Consider the following 18503-nt stretch of genomic DNA (forward strand, 5'->3'; position numbering starts at 1 on the left):
CCACCCTGCTACAAAACTCACCCATAGTGCATAACCTTAGTTGCTTCCCGAGCTGCGCAGTGTTGGAGGTGCCGTTCGAGAAGAGTGAAGCTTTCGCGGGGCCTGCTGAACCTTTTCAACAAACCCCACTTACTTAGGCTTGCCTAACCTATCTTAGAGGCAAGGTTTGAATATCGCAAGTGTTTTGTTTCTTTAATTGTGTTTTTCCAGCTCAGCACGTCGAAAATGTGCACCTTCTCTCTCAACCAGACCACGCTTGATGAGGTCGACCAGAATGTGGACCGTGAGACTCACCGTCATTCCAGCGAGGGAGGCCACCTCCTCTGCAGACTGCGGGCGATCGGACAGCGCATCAAAGACTCGCATTTCATTACGCGATAGCGCCTGGATGTCGTTCGCAGCAAACAACATTTCATACTGCGCCTCCACATCCACTTCCCCTACTGCAGAAAGCAGCTGCCGCACTTCGTCGGCGCTAACAACTAGCTGGGCCCTACCAGTACGAATGCGGTCATGACACCCCAACGAGCCTGCAGAAGTGATTGGCCCTGGAACCGCCATCGTCACCTTTCCAAGCCCCTCCGCCCACGTCAACGTATTCAGTGCACCCGAACGCCACGCAGCCTCGACGACAACCGTTCCCGAGCTCAGCGCTGCCGCAAGGCGATTCCTGGTGAGAAAACGGTGGCGAGCTGGAGTCACGCCGGGTGGATACTCACTCACAAGCGTTCCCCTATTGGCAACCTCCTCGAACAACGTCTTGTGAGCAGTTGGGTAATTTCGGTCCAGCCCGCACGCTGCCACCACCACTGTGCGCCCGCCACTTTCCAGAGCTGTCTGATGAGCAACAGCATCAATGCCAAGCGCCCCACCCGAGACGATCGTCCACTGATGGGCAACCAAACCACGCACCAAGCTCCTCGTCGCATCCCTACCGTAGGGCGAAACAGCGCGGGTACCGACGACCGTCACGGCCTGCATCACGGTTTCCCGAAGATTGGATCCCTTCACCCACAGAGCATGCGGGGGAACAGCATCTTCCTGAACACTTCTCGCAGAGTCACTCATGCCCGAGGCTGCAAATCCAAAAGCCTGGGTGAACTGCTCCGCCGGCCATTCAGCATCCTCCGGGGTGATGAGCCTGCCACCGATCCGTTCTATCTGCTCCAAATCCTGTTGGGCTTGGTCTATAGCGAAGCGGGATTCAGTAGCTCGCAACAGTCCCTCACCAAGCCATCCCTCACGATTCTTGATTGCGGAAACAATGTCTTCCACATCGTGACCTGCTGCCAGGACCTGCTGCAGATCGCGATTTGGGCCTTCCAAACATCGAGACAAGTACGCCCAGGCAAACTGTCTACTCAAACCGTCACCGCCTCAGCGAATGAGTGAAGATGCGTTGCTTGCGCAACATGGTCAAGCCCTGGACATGGCTGACCTTCCAGATCGGCGAGCGTCCACGCCACCTTGAGCGTTCGATCCACGCCCCGCTGGCTGACAGTTCCATCGGCGAGCATGGCCGCCAGATATGCCATGCCCGCATCGTCCGCGAGAAAGTCCCTCCTGAGCACCCTCGAGTCCATTCGTGCCGAAAGGGATCCCCAGCGATGCATCGCCCGCCCTCTTGCCTCCACTACGCGCTCAGCAATAGCATGCGAAGATTCGGCGTTGCCAATTATTTGGGCTCCTTGGGAATGAGTTCGCACGCACAGGTCGATGCGATCCCTTAGAGGTCCCGAAAGATTGGCAAGGTACCGACGTCGAACCGTTGGGCTACACGAGCACTCTGACGGTTCTTCGCAGCCACATCGACAGGGATTTGCAGCCATTACCAGCTGAAACTCGGCAGGAAAGACAATCTCCCGCTGTCCTCGAATCAATCGAACCGTGCCTTCCTCGAGCGGGATGCGCAGGCTGTCGAGCACTTTTGCTGGAATCTCGCTGACCTCGTCGAGGAAAAGAATGCCACGGTGAGCCTTGCTTACAGCACCCGGTTTAGGCACCCCCGAACCACCTCCCAGCAGCCCTGCCACCGTGACGGAATGATGTGGTGCCACAAATGGTGGGCTGCTGGCCAAGCCAGTTACCCCGCTGTCACACATGGATTGCACGGCAGTTACCTCAATCGCATGGTCCGTGGAAAGCTCAGGCATGATTCCCGGTATACGGGCTGCGATCATAGACTTGCCAGAACCGGGTGGGCCGATCATCACCATATGGTGGCCACCCGCCGCAGCGATTTCTGCAGCCAACTTCGCCTCCGACTGGCCAACCACGTCAGCCATATCAGGATGTGGGACAACTCGATTCCTAGTCCCTTCTGCCGTGGCCAAAGTGCAACGCCCCATCATCCAATCAGCGATTTCAGAGATGTGAGCTGCGACCAACACCTCAAGCCCCTGAATAATGCCGGCTTCTGCAGCATTTGCAGCGGGAACAACGATCCGACTGATTCCTTCCTCTCGAGCAGCCAACAGAGCTGGCAGAATCCCCGACACAGGTTTGATCGAGCCATCGAGACCAACCTCGCCCAGGAACATCGTGTCATCGATCCACACACCGAGATTCGCCGACATCACGGCAGCACAAATACTGAGGTCGAAATGACTGCCGCTCTTGCGCATATCCGCTGGCGACAAATTGACCACCAACTTGGTTTTTGGCCACGGTAATCCGGAGTTCGTCATCGCCGTCTTCAGGCGATCCTTTGCTTCCGACATGGCAGCACCAGCCAGGCCAACAATGTACATTCCCGGCAGGCCTGGGCCGATGTTTGCCTCCACATGCACCAACACCGCCCTGACGCCCTCAAAACTTACGCACTTTGTCTTAGCGAGCGCCACGATCAATCCCCTCATAGTGCTCAATCTCGCCACTATGTGGTCGGTAGACGACCACATCAAAGCGAACTTCCCGATAGAAAGGCTCACCTTCCAACCAGGCGGCTGCAGCACGCTTCATGCGGCTGAATTTTCGTACCGTCACCGCCTCTGCGGCACCGAAGTCTTCCGAACTACGGGTCTTTACCTCGACAAAGACCACTACCCCACCCAGCTGGACAATCAGATCCAATTCCCCGCATGGATAGCGGACATTTCGACCGAGGATTGCACCTCCTCGCGCCACGAAATACCTGGCAGCTTCTTGTTCTCCGAGTACTCCAATATTGCTTGTCATAAAGATTCCCCTTTGCGTTATCGTGCAGTTGTTTCCGCACCATCGCACTGACAGCGGATCTTGCCAAGCTCATGCTTGCGCCAACTGTGGATAACCGGGGTTATGCACAGGTTTGCCAGCAAAGCTGCATTGGGGCCTTGACAGAATCAGTTCGATCTACCTTCACATCCGGAGTAGATGTTGTGGGTCCACGCATGCAAAAACCGCCGATTCCACACAGCAGAAATCGGCGGTCTTGAAATCCCTACGGAAATTAGTCAGGAATGATCATTTCTGGCTTGTCCAGTTCCTCAATGTTGACGTCCTTGTAGGTAATGACGCGAACAAAGCGCACGAAGCGAGCTGCTCGGTACATGTCCCACACCCAGCAGTCGGACATACGTACTTCGTAGTAGACGTCACCACCGGAGGTGTGCGGGATCAGTTCAACGGCATTAGCGAGGTAGAAGCGACGTTCGGTCTCCACCACGTAAGAGAACTGGCTCACCACATCGCGGTACTCGCGGTACAGGGAAAGCTCAACTTCGGACTCGTAGTTCTCCAGCTCTTCAGCGCTCACCGTTGCTCCTTTTCGCTCAGCCATTGACCATGTGCCAGGGCCACATTGGCATAACTATAACGATGAATTGGGCTGCCACCGTGACGGCGCACCGCAGCAAGATGAACCTTCGTCCCGTACCCCTTGTGCCCCTCGAATCCGTATTCCGGGTACTTTTCGGCATACTCGATCATCAATTGGTCGCGGGAGTGTTTCGCCAGGATACTGGCCGCTGAAATGCATCGGGCAGCAGCATCGCCACCAATGATGGGAAGTTGGGGTTGAACGAGGCCGGGAACGCCGAAGCCGTCGATAAGCGCATAATGCGCCGGGCTGTCGAGGTTAGCCACAGCACGCCGCATGCCAGAAATATTGGCGTGTTGAATGCCGAATTTGTCGATGTCGGCGGCCGATATGTGGACGATCGACCAGCTCACCGCCAGTTCTTGGATGAGGGGATACAGACGTGCACGACGAAGCGGGGTGAGTTTCTTCGAGTCATCGAGGCCCGCAAGCTGCTCTGGTAACTCATCAGGAAGAATGCACGCCGCAATGGTGATTGGGCCCGCGCAAGAGCCACGGCCGGCTTCATCCACCCCAACGATGGGTGAGAAACCGGCCGCGTGAAGAGCTGCTTCGATCACTTTTGGATGTCGTAATCCTCGACGCCACCGATGCGGTTAAACGGCAGCACGATGGCCTGGACCTTGCCGATGATGTTCTCACGAGGCACGGTGCCCTGGTTCTGGTCGCCGAGGTGGAAGCGGGAATCGGCGGAGTTGGTACGGTTATCGCCCATCACAAAGTAATGGTCCGCTGGCACCTGGATCGGGCCGAAGTACTCGCCTCCGCAAGCCTCAGAGCCCTTCTGCGGGTTCGGCGCGTAAGTAAGTGGCTGCAGCTGGTAGGAAGAATCAATCACCTTGCCATTGACCTTGATGCCCTCGTCGCCTTCCTTGCATTCCACGACCTGACCACCGGTGGCAACAATGCGCTTGACCATGTCCGTCTCATCGGAAGACGTCAGTCCCACGTAGGAACCCAAATGTTGGAGACCGGAGAACATGCCAGAAGACTTCTTCTGATGGGCCATGCCAGTCCAAGAATCCGGGGCGCGGAAGACCACAACGTCTCCCGGCTCAGGGTCGCCAGTTTTGTAGGCAATCTTGTCTACATAAATGCGGTCACCGGTGCAGCCAGGGCAGCCATGCAGGGTCGGCTCCATCGACTGGCTTGGGATGACGTAAAGGCGACCGATGAACGTCTGCGCCAAAGCAATGATGATGAAGGTTGTGACAATAACGAGAGGAATCTCGATGTACCACGGAGTTTCCTTTTTCTGCTTCTTGGCAGCTGCTTCAGTCATAACGACGGATTTTAGCAGCCACGCCCGAAGGCTCCGTGGTGCCGTAAGCAAAATTCGAGATTTCGGCTATTTTTTTGGCCGATTTGAGACCTATAGTGTCGATTCTTGCCTACGCATGAAAAAAGCACCCCAGCGAACTGGAGTGCTTTCCAAAGAAAAAGGGATCTTATCGCTTTTCCTTGATCTTGGCTGCCTTGCCGCGCAGGTTGCGCAGGTAGTACAGCTTCGCACGGCGAACGTCACCGCGGGAAACAACTTCGATCTTCTCGAGGTTTGGAGAGTGTACTGGGAAGGTACGCTCAACACCGATGCCGAAGGAAACCTTGCGGACGGTGAAGGTTTCGCGGATGCCGCCACCCTGGCGACGGATTACAACGCCCTTGAACAGCTGAACACGGGACTTGTTACCTTCGATAACCTTTACGTGTACGTTCAGGGTGTCGCCGGCGCGGAACGCAGGAACGTCCTCGCGCAGGGACTGTGCATCGAGCTTGTCGATCTTGTTCATGAAACAATCCTTTTACATCAGAACAGAGGAACCTAGCGGTTTGCACTCGGCTGGTTCGTATTCACTACATGGTTCGCCGCTGCCTTTAAGACAGTCAACCTAAGCAGTATGCCACCTTGCCGCCTAGCGACCAAATCCCGCTTTCTTCAGCGCATCAGCCATGGAGCCGCCCGCTGCCGGCGCTTGTCGACGTCCCTTGCCACCCTTCTCGTTGCCTCGCGGCTTCCGGGCTTGGCGTGGCGCGTCCTCAAGCTTCATAGTTAGAGAGATTCGCTTGCGCTGCTCGTCTACTTCCAGCACCTTTACCTTGACGATCTGCCCAGATCGCACGACCTTGTGTGGATCGTCAACAAAGGTGTTGGACAGTTGGGAGACGTGAACGAGACCATCCTGGTGTACTCCGACGTCCACGAAAGCACCGAACGCAGCAACGTTGGTGACGGTGCCTTCCAGGATCATACCGACTTTAAGGTCCGACACCTTTTCCACGCCCTCCTTAAAAGTGGCGGTCTTGAACTCGGGACGTGGGTCACGACCTGGCTTTTCTAGTTCGGCGATGATGTCAGTGACGGTTGGGACGCCAAATTTCTCATCCGCGAAGTCTTTGGCGTGCAACTTGGTAAGCACAGCGGTATTACCGATGAGTTCCTTTACCCCAAGGCCAGTCTGTTCAGAAATGCGCTTGACCACCGGGTATGCCTCTGGGTGAACGGCAGAGGCATCGAGCGGATCCTTGCCGTTTTGAATTCGCATGAAGCCTGCGCACTGCTCAAAAGCCTTTGGGCCGAGGCGAGGCACCTTCTTCAGTGCTGCGCGGGAGGCGAACATGCCGTTCTCGTCTCGGAAGGCAACGATGTTGTTGGCGATGGTTTCGTTGACGCCAGCCACGCGGGTGAGCAGAGGAACAGATGCGGTATTAAGGTCCACACCGACTGCATTCACAGCATCCTCAACCACGTTATCCAGTGCCTTTGCCAGGGCGGTCTGGTTCACGTCGTGTTGGTACTGCCCCACACCGATGGACTTCGGGTCTACCTTGACCAGCTCAGCGAGCGGATCCTGCAAACGACGTGCAATGGAGACGGCGCCACGCAAGGAGACATCCATGTCTGGGAATTCTTCGGCCGCGATCTTGGATGCCGAGTACACGGAGGCTCCTGCCTCCGAAACCACAACAGGGGTCGGCTTTTTGCCGCCCGCTTCGGCGATCAACGAAGCGATTTCGCCCGCAAGCTTTTCGGTCTCGCGAGACGCAGTGCCGTTGCCAATGGCGAGCAGGTCGACACCGTGGGTGGCAACCAGTCCGGCAAGCGTCTGCACAGCCTGTGACCATTGGTTTTGTGGCTGGTGCGGGTAGACGATAACAGTGTCGAGCACCTTGCCAGTCTCATCCACCACGGCACACTTCACGCCATTGCGGTAGCCGGGATCAAGGCCTAGAGTTGCGCGTTGGCCTGCAGGGGCAGCGAGGAGGACATCGCGGAGATTCTTCTTAAATACTTCCAGCGCCCCTTCTTCCGCCTTCTCCTTTAGGCGCATGCGGGTGTCAAGGCCTGCTGAGATGTAGAGCTTCGTCTTCCATCCCCAATGCACGGCATCATTGATCCACTTGGTGTCTTTAAGAGCCATGCGGAGCTTGATGAGGCCTTCAAAGAATTCATCATCGGCATCCAAGTTCAGGTGGAGCACGCCCTCGTTCTCGCCTCGCAGCAGCGCGAGGATTCGGTGCGACGGCAAGGTATGGAACGGCTCGGAGAACTCGAAGTAGTCCTTGAACTTTGCCCCTTCGACTTCCTTGCCCGCCACCACGGATGCAGCCATGGTGCCGCGCTTGTACATCTCTTCGCGGACCTCGCCAACAAGGTCAGCATCAAGTGCCATCCGGTCAACAAAAATCGCGCGGGCGCCTTCCAGCACTGCTTTGTCATCGGCAAAGCCTTCGGTGTGGAACTTCTCAAGGGATGGCTCTTTACCATCCAACAGCTGGTCAACCAGAGGCTCCAGCCCAGCTTCGCGGGCGATGTCCGCTTTGGTCTTGCGACGCTTTTTGAACGGTAGGTAGAGATCCTCCAGGCGCGCTTTGGTGGTTGTCTCGAGGATAAGAGTCCGAAGGTCGTCGCTAAGCTTGCCCTGCTCGTCGATGGCCTTGATGATCGCAGCCTTGCGCTCGTCGAGTTCGCGCAGGTAGGTCAGGCGTTCTTCGATGGTTCGCAGTTGGGTGTCGTCGAGTCCGCCGGTGGCTTCCTTGCGGTAACGCGCGATGAAGGGGACGGTGTTGCCTTCATCGAGGAGTTTCTGGACGGCTAGGACTTGGTTTTCGGAGATTCCGAGTTCACTTGCGATCACCTTAATCATTCCGCCTACTTTAGCGGACGTAAATTTCCGGGCACCCACAGCCAATATGAGATTTGCTAACCTGCAAAAAAGTTCCCGCTAATGAATATTCTCTCAAACCGGCCACAAAGAGAGCGACTCGACATAACCTGAAGGCAGTTTTCATCTAGAGAAAGGCACGACATGAGTGGGCAGGGTTTCTCCCGACGCAATTTCCTCGTTGGCGGCGCAGCAATTGCGGCTGGCGGAGTGTTGGCTGCGTGTAATTCTGGATCTTCAACTTCCGCGGCGACCACAACGGCTGCCAAGGAAGAAAAGAAGGTTGACTACAAGGCCATTTCGGGAAAGCTCGTGATGCTGGCAACGGGTGGCACCATCGCAAGTAAGAAGGATGCCACTGGCGCGTTGACCCCTTCTGTGAGTGGCGAAGAGCTGCTGAAGAAGGTGTATGAGAAGTTCGATAAGTCGAAGCTGTCCATCGAAGTGCGCCAGGTCAGCCAGCTCGATTCCTCTGCAATGACGCTCAAGGACACCGACGGAATCCTGCAAAAAGTTCACGACACGCTCAAGGAGCCAGGCATCACCGGCGTTATCGTCTCCCACGGCACCGACTCGATGGAAGAGACTGCCATCGCAATTGACACCTTCCTCGACGCTGAGCAGCCTGTCGTTCTCACCGGCTCGATGTTCCCATTCGACGATCCAGACACTGACGGCCCAGACAACCTGACCCTCGCGGTCACCGCTGCCACCGACCCAGACAACAAGGGCAAGGGCGCATTCATCGCCTTCGGTGGCAAGATCCTGCGCGCACGCGGCGCTTACAAGAAGGACGCTTCCAGCAAGGACGGCTTCGACACCAACGCCACGGCCGACATGAAGCGTCCAAAGCCACTTCCTCTGACGAAGCTGGACGGCACCCGCGTCGACATCATCGCTGCCTACCCTGGTGCCCCAGGCGAACTGGTGAAGGCCGCCGTCGATTCCGGTGCGAAGGGCCTGGTCATTGAGGGCATGGGCTCCGGCAACGTTGGTGGCGCTATTGCGGATGCCATCGTCGAGGTTGCCGGCAAGGGCATCCCGGTGGTCATGTCGACGCGCGTCGACAAGGGCCTGGTTGAAGGTACGTACGGCGGTGCTGGCGGCGGCGCCACGCTGGCCGAAAAAGGCGTGATTGGTTCGGGCATCCTCCGTCCTGGCCAGTCCCGAATTCTCGTTGTTGCTGCGCTCGTCACCGGCACCGACGTGAAGGAGCTGTTCCCTGCGAAATAGCGCCGACCCTCCTGCGGGCGCTTCTCGACGGCAATAGCCAAAGACCCTCCCACTCGGCCGGTATCCCCGGGTGGGAGGGGTCTTTTTTACTCTTTGTTTTCTAGCAGATCAGGCCTACGCTCCCTGGTCCGCGCCATAGACTGCTCACGCCGCCACTCTTCCACCAGCTTGTGATTACCGGAAAGTAGTACGTCAGGTACTTCGAGCCCGCGCCACACGCGTGGCTTGGTGTAGGACGGCCCCTCCAGCAACCCGTCTGAAAAAGAGTCTTCCTCGTGCGAAGACGCATTGCCGAGCACACCCGGAATCAAGCGAGTGATCGCTTCGGCCATGACCAGCACAGCTACTTCCCCACCGATGAGGACATAGTCGCCGATGGAAACTTCTTCCACGCGGTAGCGATTCGCCGCGTCATCGACCACACGCTGGTCGATGCCCTCATAGCGCCCACATGCAAACACGATGTGTTTCTCCCCCGACCAGCGGCGAGCCATCTCTTGAGTGAAAGGTCGACCTGCCGGGGTCGGCACGATGAGCAACGGCTTGTCTTCCTCGGCTGGCTCCACGTACCCCTCAAATTCGCGGCCGATCAGATCGTCATGCCGGGGCTTATCGACGTGCGGTTGCGCGGAATCTAGTTGCCAACCGGCTGACTTGCCTTCGGCGACGTCGTCAAGCGCCGGTCCCCACACGGTGGGCTTCATGACCATGCCCGGACCGCCGCCGTACGGAGTATCATCGACGGATTTGTGCACGTCGGTGGCCCAATCGCGCAGGTTGTGCACTCCTACTTCGAGGATGCCTTTTTCGATCGCTTTGCCGAGCAGCGCGTGGCGAAGCGGCGCCAGGTATTCGGGAAAAATGGTGATGACGTCGAGGCGCATTAGAGTTCCAGCAACCCTTCTGGCGGGGTGATCGTGCAGGTACCTGCTTCGAGGTCTACCTCGGGGACGATTGCTTCCACGAATGGAATCAGAGTGTCGCCCATCTCAAGGAGAGTTTGCGCTGGAGTGTGGGTCACGCCTGTGACCTTTCCGATCTCTTCGCCGTTGTGGATGACGCGCAGGCCGATGAGTTCGTGGTCGTAAAACCCATCGTCTTCGTCATCTTCCAGTGGCTCAGCCCAGAATTTGGTGCCGCGGAGGGAATCTGCGGCGGTGCGGTCGGGAATTTCCTCAAATTTGATCAGCAGTCGGCCCTGGTGGACGCGTACGGCATCAATGGTGAGCTCGTGAGACTTGGAGCCCTGCTTACCGTGCAGTACCTCGCCGAGCGCGAAGCGAATATCTGGGTCATCCGTGGTCGATTCCACCACCACTTCGCCCTTGATTCCATGTGATTTGATCACGCGACCGATCATCAATTCCATGCAGGTTAGTCTACAATAGGCATTGAAACTGAGTAATCTGAGTAATCTGAAAGGCGCTTCCCACGATGCAGAGCAACCCGTTTACTCCGACCTTCGGGACGTCGCCAAGCCTGCCCGTCGGCCGCGAGGAGATTGTCGCGGACTTTACCCGCTCGCTCAGGCAGGGCCCCGGCGCGCCGAGTCGCGCGATGCTGATCGTGGGCACCCGAGGCGTGGGTAAAACAGTACTGCTCAATGAGCTTGAGGATGCTGCCAAGGGCGAGGGCTGGAACGTCCTGTCCGAGACTGCGCTTCCGGGGCTTGTGAGCAGGTTGACCAATGAACTATTGCCCGCCCTGCTCGGGGAGCTGGATCCTAATCCAGTAACGAGGAAGATCACCGGCCTTAATGCGCCAGCGGGCCTGGGCGGGATCCGCTCTGAGGTTGAGCACAAGCACGAACCGAAACGGGGTTTGCGAGGCGAGCTCACATCAGCCGCGGATCTGGTACAAAGTGGGCTGTTCATCACCGTGGACGAAGTCGGGCGTGCGACTGTGGATGAGCTCGCCGAGCTCATGGCTGTGGTGCAGCATCTGTTCCGGGAGCGTCGCAACGTCGCCATCGCGGTCGCGGGCCTGCCCGAGGAAGTAGCCAAGCTGTTGGATCACCCCGGCATTACATTCCTGCGCCGCGCCGACCGCAGGATTCTCGGTGCGGTACGACGCTCGGATGTGGAGCGCGGCTTGAACGAACCAGTTACTCAGGCAGGTGGGTCTTGGGCACCTGAGGCGCTGCGGGACGCTATCGAGGCCACACACGGATATCCGTTCCTGATCCAGCTGATTGGCTACCACGCCTGGTCAACGTCGCAGGACGGCCACATCGTGGACGCAACGGATGCCATTTTGCGCGCACACCGAGAACTTGGAACCCTCGTTCTGGAGCCAGTGCTATCCCGTTGCACTGCGTTGGAACGGGACTTCCTAGACGCGATGGCTGTGGATAGTGGTGACTCAAAGCTGGCCGACTTGATCGATCGCCTGGAGAAATCCCCCGACACGGTCAGCCAATACCGACGTCGGCTGCTGGACAGGCACATCGTGGTCTCTCCAGCCCACGGTATGCTCCGCTTCGCTATCCCAGGCATGCGTGACTACCTTCGCACCCACGAGGACTCGGGGCCGATTCCATTCTGGTAGACCTGCAGTTATGGAGATCATTCCGTTCCGCAGCGTTCCCCTGGGCGGGCCACGAGCCATGGACGTGCGACGCACACTGCCAGCACGTGGTCGTGCCACAATCGGCGCTTGGTGTTCCACGGCCCGGAACCTGTAATCATGGACGTCCCGCCCCACCCACACACTGGTCTGCAAACGGTCTCCTGGCTTTTCGACGGCCACATCACTCACCATGACTCTGGCGATAACCACGCTGTTGTGCGTCCTGGCGAACTCAACATCATGACGGCGGGCGCAGGATTTTGTCATTCGGAAGTCTCCACCTCGAACTCAGAAGTCTTGCACGGGGTGCAGCTGTGGACAGTCCTCCCCGACAGCGCTCGTTTTACGAAGCGGCGGTTTGAGCATTACGCCCCGGAACCGGTTTCCTTCAATGGAGGCGAGGCACTCGTATTCCTCGGCTCGCTACTGGGATCTGACTCCCCTGTAGAAACCTATTCCCCATTGGTCGGGGCAGAAATCCGCCTTGGCCCCGGCGCACCCTTGTCCATCCCTGTAAGTGAAACTTTCGAACATGGGATCCTGGTTGATGCTGGGGATGTCTCATTGAATGGATCCGGGGTGTCCCCAAGCGAACTGGCTTATTTCGCGCCCGGTGAAGCTCAAATCGAGATCCGCAATGACTCACCTACTAAGTCCCGTGTTCTCCTCATTGGCGGCGCTCCGTTTGAGGAAGAATTCATCATGTGGTGGAACTTCATCGGGCGCACGCATGAGGAAATCGCCCGATTCCGCGAAGAATGGGAATCGGGCGATGCTCGGTTTGGCCAGGTCGATGGCTACATTGGTCGGACCCCTGGAGCTGCGACACGATTGCCAGCTCCGAAGCTCCCACCAATCAAACTGAAGCCCCGTAAGTAAAATTCGGCTGGTCTAACTGGACGCTATTTCTTCCAGCCGACGGTCTCAACCGCAGTGGTAGTGAAGCCCGGCGCGTCAACATCGATGTTGACCACTCCTGCCTTGTGACGAACCATGATCGGGCCGTTGTACATCGGGATCACGCCGAAGCGCTTCAGTGCCTCAACTTCCAGCTCGTTGGCGCGATCGATCTGCTCCTTCTGAGTTGGCAATTCTTGCAGCTTGCGGATCTTTTCATCAAGTTCCGGCCAGCCGGTGTCGGAGCGGTTGAGCTGCGAATTGGAAAGGTACGTCTGACCGAAGTACGCCACACCAAATGGGTCGCCGGCGGTAAAAGCCATTGGGAACAGATCGAAGTCTCGTTCGCGAGTAACGGTAGAGAACTCACTAGAAGGCCGCTGCTGGATCTGGCAGTCGATGCCCGTGTCCTTCAGCATCTTCTGCGTTGCCTGCGCCATGGCTCGGGAGACTTCGGAATCTCCGAGCAGCGTGTAGCGGATGCTGAGCTTCTGGCCATCCTTTTCATACACACCGTCAGTGCCCTTGGTGTAGCCAGCCTCTTCCAGCAGCTTCTGTGCCTTAGCAGGATCCGCCTTTGGGACTACCTGGGAGTAATTGTCCTTGTAGATGTCACTCTGGAACGAATAGACCTGAAGCGAGCCTGGGGACTTCTCCTCATATGGGATGCCGTTGAAACGGATCTTGCCGATCTGCTCGCGGTCAATCGCGGTGGCGACGGCCTCACGTACCTTAATGTCACTCAAGTGTGGCGCCTTACCATTCAGCACAAACAGCGACGTCGACGGCATCGGCCCCACAATCTGCTCGGTGTTCGGCATGTCCTTCAGCGCAGAGTAGCGTTCCTTGTTGGCGTTGCGGGTGTAGTCAATTTCGCCATTCTTAAAGGCATTCAGCGCAGCGGAATCCTCCATCTGGCGGAACACTCGCTTGTCTAGTTTGCCTGGGCGGCCCCACCACTTTTCGTTCTTCACAAAGGTCGCTTCGCCCTTGTTGAAGTCAACGGATTCGACCTTGAACGGGCCTGCTCCCCACTCTGGGTGGACCTTCTTCAGGTAGTCGTTGTAATTCGCAGGGTCAACCACAGCCGGGTGCACAACATAGTTGAATAGTCCCTGCCACCATGGGTACGCCCCGTCGAACTCAACAACCGCTTCCTTGTCGGTAGCTCCCTTGGTCACGGAGGTGATCCGCTCGTACCCATCTGTGCTGCTTGGGTTGTATGCCGGGTCCTTGCCGTTGCTGATCTTCCACGTCGCCTCAATCGCTGTCCAGTCGATCGGAGTGTCGTCGTTGAACTTGGCTTCATCACGGAAGACGAAGGTCACCTTGGTTTTGTTTCCGCTGGTTTCCTCTTTGACTTCCTTGAGGTACTCCTTGTTGAAGGAGTAGGTGCCTTTGGCGTCGAAAAGCGCGAGCTGCGGGTTGTACCACTTCCAGATGTCGCTGGTGTAGCGGGTGCCGTCGGCGTGGAAGGTGTTCTGCTGAGGAGAGATCTCTTCGATGGCGGTGACGAGAGTGCCACCGTCTTTGACGTCTTCGTAGGCGGTTTGTTGGTATTCGGTTTTGGCGGTGTCGATCTTTTCGCCGGTCGTGCTGTCACCACCACCGCCACAAGCGGTGAGTGTTAGCGCGCCCATGGCGACAACCGCCAGGATGGAACGAGAAAGCTTCGGACTCATAGCGGACTCCTTTTCTTAACGATGATGGCAGGCGACCTGCTGGTCACCGCCGGAGACTTGATGCATTGCCACTGGTGTGTGACAAACCTGTTGTTCGTCTGGTGCCAGTGTCCTGTGCAGCGGGCAACGTGCGACGAACGGGCAGCCGGGTTCGGTGTCGGTGGCCGCCGAGGTTTCGGAAACGGTGGTTTCCGTCAAAATGATGCGCTTGCGGTTGCGCTCGGCCTGCGGGTCGGCGAGCGGGATGGCCGAAAGCAGTGCCTGGGTGTAGGGGTGCCGAGGATTCGCGAAGATGGCGGCGGTGTCGCCTTGTTCGACGAAATGACCTCGATACATGACGGCCACTCGATCGGAGATATGGCGCACCACTGAGAGGTCATGTGCGACGAAGAGGTAGCTCACGCCGAGACGGGCCTTGAGATCCGCGAGGAGATTGAGCAGTCCGGCTTGAATCGACACGTCAAGGGCTGAGACTGGCTCGTCGAGCACGATGAGCTTTGGGTTTGCGGCGAGAGCTCGGGCAACGTTGATGCGCTGGCGTTGCCCACCGGAGAAGTGGCCCGGGAAGCGGTCGATGTGGGCGGGGTTGAGCCCCACCAATTCCATGAGCTCGGCGACACGTTCGTCGTGGTCCCCCTGGTAGCCAAGCGACTCGAGGGGTTCCTTCAAGATCTCGGAAATTGTCAGGCGCGGATCGAGGGCGCCCATCGGGTCTTGGAAAACGATCTGAATGTCTTTGCGCAGCTTCTTGCGTTCGCTGCGACTAATCCCTCTGGTGTCCTTGCCTGCCAAAACCACCGTGGTCCCATCGGCGGGCGCCAGTTCCATGATTTCCAACAGCGTGGTGGTTTTGCCGGATCCGGACTCGCCGACAATGGCGAAACACTCGCCTTCCTTCACATCGAAGCTCACGTCGTTCACCGCTTGTACTTGCCCAACTTGGCGCTTGAGCAGCGCCCCCTTAATGATCGGGAAGGACTTCGACAAATGTTCCACGTCGAGCACGGTCTCTCGCTGCTCCCGAGGCACGCGAGCAAGTTCGTCGCTCGCTACATCCGGAACGGGATAAATCTTCCGGGTTTCAAGATCCTTGATACACGCAATATGATGCCCATGCTCCCCTGGCACGGCCCGCAGCTTGGGCTCCGCCGCCAGGCATTCTTGGGTCGCAATCGGGCAGCGCGGCGCAAAGGCACACTCATCGGGCAGATTCACCACGATCGGCGGGTTGCCTTTGATGGTCGTCAGGACTCCTGATGGCGCATCAAGCTTCGGGATCGAATCCAGCAGACCAATCGTGTACGGCATTTTAGGGCGGGCAAAGAGCTTATCGACGTCCGCATGTTCCACCGGTCGGCCTGCGTACATCACGAGGACGTCATCGGCGGAGCCCGCGACGACGCCCAAGTCGTGAGTAATCATGATGGTGGCGGCGTTGGTTTCGCGTTGTGCCACTTTGATCAATTCCAGGATCTGAGCCTGGATGGTCACATCCAACGCAGTGGTCGGCTCGTCGGCGATGAGGACCTTTGGATTATTGGCAATGGCGATCGCGATGACGACGCGCTGGCGCATTCCGCCAGAAAACTCGTGTGGGAACGATTTGGCGCGACGCTGCGGGTTCGGGATTCCCACCAGGTCAAGGAGCTCAACCGCTTCCTTCCACGCCTGTTGCTTCGACACTTTGCGGTGCACTTGGATCGCCTCAACAATTTGTTCTCCAACCGTGAAGACTGGAGTGAGCGCCGAGAGCGGATCTTGGAAGATCATTCCGATGTCATTGCCTCGGATTTTCGTCATTTCGACGTCGGAAAGCCCGAGCAATTCGCGGCCGTCCAAGGACACAGAACCCGTGCACTCGGCATAGCCGGGCAACAGCCCCATGATCGCCATGGACGTGACCGATTTACCAGAGCCGGACTCTCCCACGATGGCCAGTGTTTTGCCGGGGCTGAGCTCGAAATTTACACCTCGCACTGCGTTAACCACGCCAGCTTCGGAGGGGAAGGACACTCGAAGATCGCTTACTTTCAACATTTACGCACGACCTCCGGCGTTGGAATTGGGATCGAGGGCGTCGCGAAGACCATCAGCGATGAAGGCCATCGAAACGGTGAGCAACGTGAGAACGGCTGCTGGGAAGTAGAACTCCCATGGCGACGACTCCAGTGAGTTGGCACCGGATGACAGCAACGTGCCAAGGGAAACATCGGGGATCTTGACTCCGAGGCCCAGGAAGGACAGGCCAGTTTCACTCATGACTGTGGAAACCACGCCCAGGGTCAGATTGATGATGAGCAGTGAACCGATGTTGGGAATCATGTGGCGCACAATGGTTTTCAGTGGGGAGACCCCCATGTAGCGGGCTGCGCGGATGTATTCGCGTTCGCGCAGCGAAATGCACATCGACCAGATCACTCGCGCGTAGTACACCCACCCGAACAGAATCAGCACAAGGGTGAGCATCTTCCAATCTCCACCCGAACCCGAAACCATCAGGGCGATGAGCAGGAACGATGGAATCACCAGTAGGAAGTGAATAACTCCTAGAATTGCCCGTTCTGCACGTCCTCCAAGAAGTGCTGCTGCGGCTCCCACAAAGGCGGCGATGGCTGTGGTTGCGCAGGACACCAGCACTGCGATGATCAAGGATCGTCCCAGGCCATGCACCACCATGGCATACAAATCGGTTCCTGAGGACGAAGTGCCGAACCAGTGCTCTGAGCTCGGTGGCTCCGACAGCGCCAGGAAGTCAGGTTCATCGAATTTCCATGGCGTAATCAAATTTCCGAACAGCGCGACGAGCACCAGGAATAGGAAGATCACTGCCCCAACAACCGCCAGGCGATTTCGCATGAAGCGCCGCGCGTAGAGCCGGTATTTCTTCATCGGCCGTTTGGTCTTCAAACGGTTTTCTTCCTCGAAGGACTGGGCGGCGTGAACTTCTTCTTCGCGAGTGTTGATCAGCCCTGTCGTCGACAAGGGCACGGTCCCGGCGGCGTAGTCAGCGGTGGCGGACACCCCCTCGGCGAGGTTTTCGGTGCGGTCGTTGCCTGCGTTTCGGTATTCCTTTTGCATGGTCGGCTCCTAATTCACGCGCACGCGAGGGTCGAGGAAGACAACGAAGATATCCGAGAGCAGTGCTCCGACGGCGGTCATGAGCGCGCCGAAGGCAGCCACCGCAACCACCCCGTGAATGTCGTTCTTCGCGATGGTCTGGATGAAGTACTGCCCCATCCCCTGCCAACCGAAGATCGTCTCGGTCATGACGGCGCCGGTGAAGATGCCGGGGATGGAGAACGCAACCGAGGTCGCGACCGGGATGATGGAAGTGCGCAGGGCGTGACGACGAATTGCTTGTGGGCGGGTCAGCCCCTTGGCCCGCGCAGTTCGCACGTAGTCTGCATCGATGTTGTCCAGCAGGATTGAACGCTGCATGAAGTGGTATCCGGCGTAGGAAATGATCACCAAGGACAGCGTCGGCAAGACTAGGTGCTGGGCGGTGTCCACGAGGCGTGGGAAGAAACCCGTGACGCCGGTAGAACTTGCGCCAGTAACGAAGAAAACGTTGGTACCGGCCGCCTTGTTGATCTTGATAGCGCCCCACACCACGGCGATGGAGGCGACGACGATGTGGATGTTCATCGTGAGGATCGAAAGCGTTTGGAAAACGCGATCGCCGGTCTTGTACTGGCGGGAAGCTGTGTAGACACCGATGGCAACGCCCAGCACCACCGAAATGATCGTGGCCAGGAGCAATAGTTGTGCGGAGACCCAAATTCGGTAGGAAATCTGCTCGTTAACGGAGTCACCAATTGGGGAGGTACCCCAGTCCCAACGGAGCACAATGTTGGACAGCCACGTCCACCACCGTTCCAGGAGTGGCTCTTTGTCATTGAGGTTTAGCGGGGTGAGGATGGCATCGACTCGATCCTCCGGAATAGGAGGCCGGCGCCCCTCGTAGTTGCTGCGGGGATCGAGGAAGGCGTTTGCCAGAAGGTACGTCAGATTGACTGCGACGAAGATCATGACCAGCCAGCCTGCCGTCTTCTTCACTAAGAACTTAATCATGGTTCATACAGTCCCTAACGAATGCGACATGTGTTGTGTCACACAGTATAGGCATAGTGTGATACCAGTTACGCCCGTTTTGAAGAAAAT

The 18503-nt window shown here is 57.6% G+C and carries 16 protein-coding genes and 1 pseudogene; 3 read left to right on the forward strand and 14 right to left on the reverse strand.

All coding sequences use genetic code 11. The annotated features are described in order from the left end of the window. Nucleotides 1-192 precede the first annotated feature (192 nt). The 8 genes from dprA to WG939_RS01920 all read right to left on the reverse strand — a co-directional run bounded on the left by dprA (nucleotide 193) and on the right by WG939_RS01920 (nucleotide 7944). Nucleotides 193-1365 carry a DNA-processing protein DprA gene (dprA, locus tag WG939_RS01885; protein ID WP_339981871.1) on the reverse strand — a complete coding sequence of 391 codons (1173 nt, stop codon included), beginning with the start codon at nucleotides 1363-1365 and terminating at the stop codon, nucleotides 193-195. After that, complete coding sequence (locus tag WG939_RS01890) at nucleotides 1362-2843, reverse strand: YifB family Mg chelatase-like AAA ATPase (RefSeq protein ID WP_339982609.1); 1482 nt, start codon at nucleotides 2841-2843, stop codon at nucleotides 1362-1364. Before WG939_RS01890 ends, dprA begins: the two co-directional genes overlap by 4 nt. After that, entirely contained in the window at nucleotides 2830-3177 is a 348-nt protein-coding gene (locus WG939_RS01895; protein WP_339981872.1) for a YraN family protein, read from the reverse strand. Before WG939_RS01895 ends, WG939_RS01890 begins: the two co-directional genes overlap by 14 nt. A gap of 253 nt (nucleotides 3178-3430) precedes the next feature. Continuing rightward, nucleotides 3431-3736, reverse strand: a complete 306-nt coding sequence (locus WG939_RS01900; protein ID WP_339981873.1) for a DUF2469 domain-containing protein — start codon at nucleotides 3734-3736, stop codon at nucleotides 3431-3433. Then, nucleotides 3733-4359 (reverse strand): ribonuclease HII, encoded by a 627-nt coding sequence (locus WG939_RS01905; RefSeq protein ID WP_339981875.1) that lies wholly within the window; start codon nucleotides 4357-4359, stop codon nucleotides 3733-3735. Before WG939_RS01905 ends, WG939_RS01900 begins: the two co-directional genes overlap by 4 nt. Further along, the gene (gene lepB, locus WG939_RS01910; protein WP_339981876.1) at nucleotides 4356-5081 is read right to left on the reverse strand and encodes a signal peptidase I; all 726 of its coding nucleotides are present in this window, start codon (nucleotides 5079-5081) and stop codon (nucleotides 4356-4358) included. The genes WG939_RS01905 and lepB overlap by 4 nt, the downstream gene beginning before the upstream one ends. Nucleotides 5082-5247: 166 nt before the next feature. Beyond that, on the reverse strand, nucleotides 5248-5589 hold the full coding sequence (gene rplS / locus WG939_RS01915) for a 50S ribosomal protein L19 (RefSeq protein ID WP_339981877.1): 342 nt from the start codon (nucleotides 5587-5589) through the stop codon (nucleotides 5248-5250). A gap of 123 nt (nucleotides 5590-5712) precedes the next feature. Beyond that, a complete protein-coding gene (locus tag WG939_RS01920; RefSeq protein ID WP_339981878.1) occupies nucleotides 5713-7944 on the reverse strand; it encodes a Tex family protein in 2232 nt (743 codons plus the stop codon). Between the two features lie 162 nt (nucleotides 7945-8106). Here WG939_RS01920 and WG939_RS01925 point away from each other — a divergent pair, with 162 nt between their 5' ends. After that, the gene (locus tag WG939_RS01925) at nucleotides 8107-9195 is read left to right on the forward strand and encodes an asparaginase (protein ID WP_339981879.1); all 1089 of its coding nucleotides are present in this window, start codon (nucleotides 8107-8109) and stop codon (nucleotides 9193-9195) included. Between the two features lie 86 nt (nucleotides 9196-9281). On the opposite strand, the gene trmD is transcribed toward WG939_RS01925, so the two are convergent. Further along, nucleotides 9282-10079, reverse strand: a complete 798-nt coding sequence (gene trmD, locus WG939_RS01930; RefSeq protein WP_339981880.1) for a tRNA (guanosine(37)-N1)-methyltransferase TrmD — start codon at nucleotides 10077-10079, stop codon at nucleotides 9282-9284. Then, nucleotides 10079-10564 (reverse strand): ribosome maturation factor RimM, encoded by a 486-nt coding sequence (rimM, locus tag WG939_RS01935; RefSeq protein WP_339981881.1) that lies wholly within the window; start codon nucleotides 10562-10564, stop codon nucleotides 10079-10081. The genes trmD and rimM overlap by 1 nt, the downstream gene beginning before the upstream one ends. Nucleotides 10565-10629: 65 nt before the next feature. Here rimM and WG939_RS01940 point away from each other — a divergent pair, with 65 nt between their 5' ends. Beyond that, nucleotides 10630-11742, forward strand: a complete 1113-nt coding sequence (locus WG939_RS01940) for an ATP-binding protein (RefSeq protein WP_339981882.1) — start codon at nucleotides 10630-10632, stop codon at nucleotides 11740-11742. 10 nt (nucleotides 11743-11752) lie between these two features. Continuing rightward, nucleotides 11753-12642: pseudogene (locus WG939_RS01950) on the forward strand (pirin family protein). Nucleotides 12643-12665: 23 nt separating this feature from the next. Here WG939_RS01950 and WG939_RS01955 read toward each other — a convergent pair. The 4 genes from WG939_RS01955 to WG939_RS01970 are packed head-to-tail and all read right to left on the reverse strand — an operon-like array spanning nucleotide 12666 to nucleotide 18413. Further along, a complete protein-coding gene (locus WG939_RS01955) occupies nucleotides 12666-14342 on the reverse strand; it encodes an ABC transporter family substrate-binding protein (protein ID WP_339981886.1) in 1677 nt (558 codons plus the stop codon). A gap of 15 nt (nucleotides 14343-14357) precedes the next feature. Next, nucleotides 14358-16379 carry a dipeptide ABC transporter ATP-binding protein gene (locus tag WG939_RS01960; protein ID WP_339981887.1) on the reverse strand — a complete coding sequence of 674 codons (2022 nt, stop codon included), beginning with the start codon at nucleotides 16377-16379 and terminating at the stop codon, nucleotides 14358-14360. Next, nucleotides 16380-17420: an ABC transporter permease gene (locus tag WG939_RS01965; protein ID WP_339981889.1), complete on the reverse strand. Its 1041-nt coding sequence runs from the start codon at nucleotides 17418-17420 to the stop codon at nucleotides 16380-16382. A gap of 9 nt (nucleotides 17421-17429) precedes the next feature. Further along, a complete protein-coding gene (locus WG939_RS01970; RefSeq protein WP_339981891.1) occupies nucleotides 17430-18413 on the reverse strand; it encodes an ABC transporter permease in 984 nt (327 codons plus the stop codon). Nucleotides 18414-18503 lie beyond the last annotated feature (90 nt).

Origin of the sequence: Corynebacterium sp. H130 (genome assembly GCF_037572395.1) — a bacterium.
Taxonomy (GTDB): domain Bacteria; phylum Actinomycetota; class Actinomycetes; order Mycobacteriales; family Mycobacteriaceae; genus Corynebacterium.

What these genes read in the sequence shown, in the direction of transcription:
- rimM (WP_339981881.1), bottom strand. Translation starts at nt 10,564, where the DNA reads ATGGAATTGATGATCGGTCGCGTGATCAAATCACATGGAATCAAGGGC.
- WG939_RS01965 (WP_339981889.1), bottom strand. Translation starts at nt 17,420, where the DNA reads ATGCAAAAGGAATACCGAAACGCAGGCAACGACCGCACCGAAAACCTC.
- WG939_RS01925 (WP_339981879.1), top strand. Translation starts at nt 8,107, where the DNA reads ATGAGTGGGCAGGGTTTCTCCCGACGCAATTTCCTCGTTGGCGGCGCA.
- WG939_RS01920 (WP_339981878.1), bottom strand. Translation starts at nt 7,944, where the DNA reads ATGATTAAGGTGATCGCAAGTGAACTCGGAATCTCCGAAAACCAAGTC.
- rplS (WP_339981877.1), bottom strand. Translation starts at nt 5,589, where the DNA reads ATGAACAAGATCGACAAGCTCGATGCACAGTCCCTGCGCGAGGACGTT.
- WG939_RS01960 (WP_339981887.1), bottom strand. Translation starts at nt 16,379, where the DNA reads ATGTTGAAAGTAAGCGATCTTCGAGTGTCCTTCCCCTCCGAAGCTGGC.
- WG939_RS01940 (WP_339981882.1), top strand. Translation starts at nt 10,630, where the DNA reads ATGCAGAGCAACCCGTTTACTCCGACCTTCGGGACGTCGCCAAGCCTG.
- WG939_RS01955 (WP_339981886.1), bottom strand. Translation starts at nt 14,342, where the DNA reads ATGAGTCCGAAGCTTTCTCGTTCCATCCTGGCGGTTGTCGCCATGGGC.
- lepB (WP_339981876.1), bottom strand. Translation starts at nt 5,081, where the DNA reads ATGACTGAAGCAGCTGCCAAGAAGCAGAAAAAGGAAACTCCGTGGTAC.
- WG939_RS01970 (WP_339981891.1), bottom strand. Translation starts at nt 18,413, where the DNA reads ATGATTAAGTTCTTAGTGAAGAAGACGGCAGGCTGGCTGGTCATGATC.
- trmD (WP_339981880.1), bottom strand. Translation starts at nt 10,079, where the DNA reads ATGCGCCTCGACGTCATCACCATTTTTCCCGAATACCTGGCGCCGCTT.
- WG939_RS01895 (WP_339981872.1), bottom strand. Translation starts at nt 3,177, where the DNA reads ATGACAAGCAATATTGGAGTACTCGGAGAACAAGAAGCTGCCAGGTAT.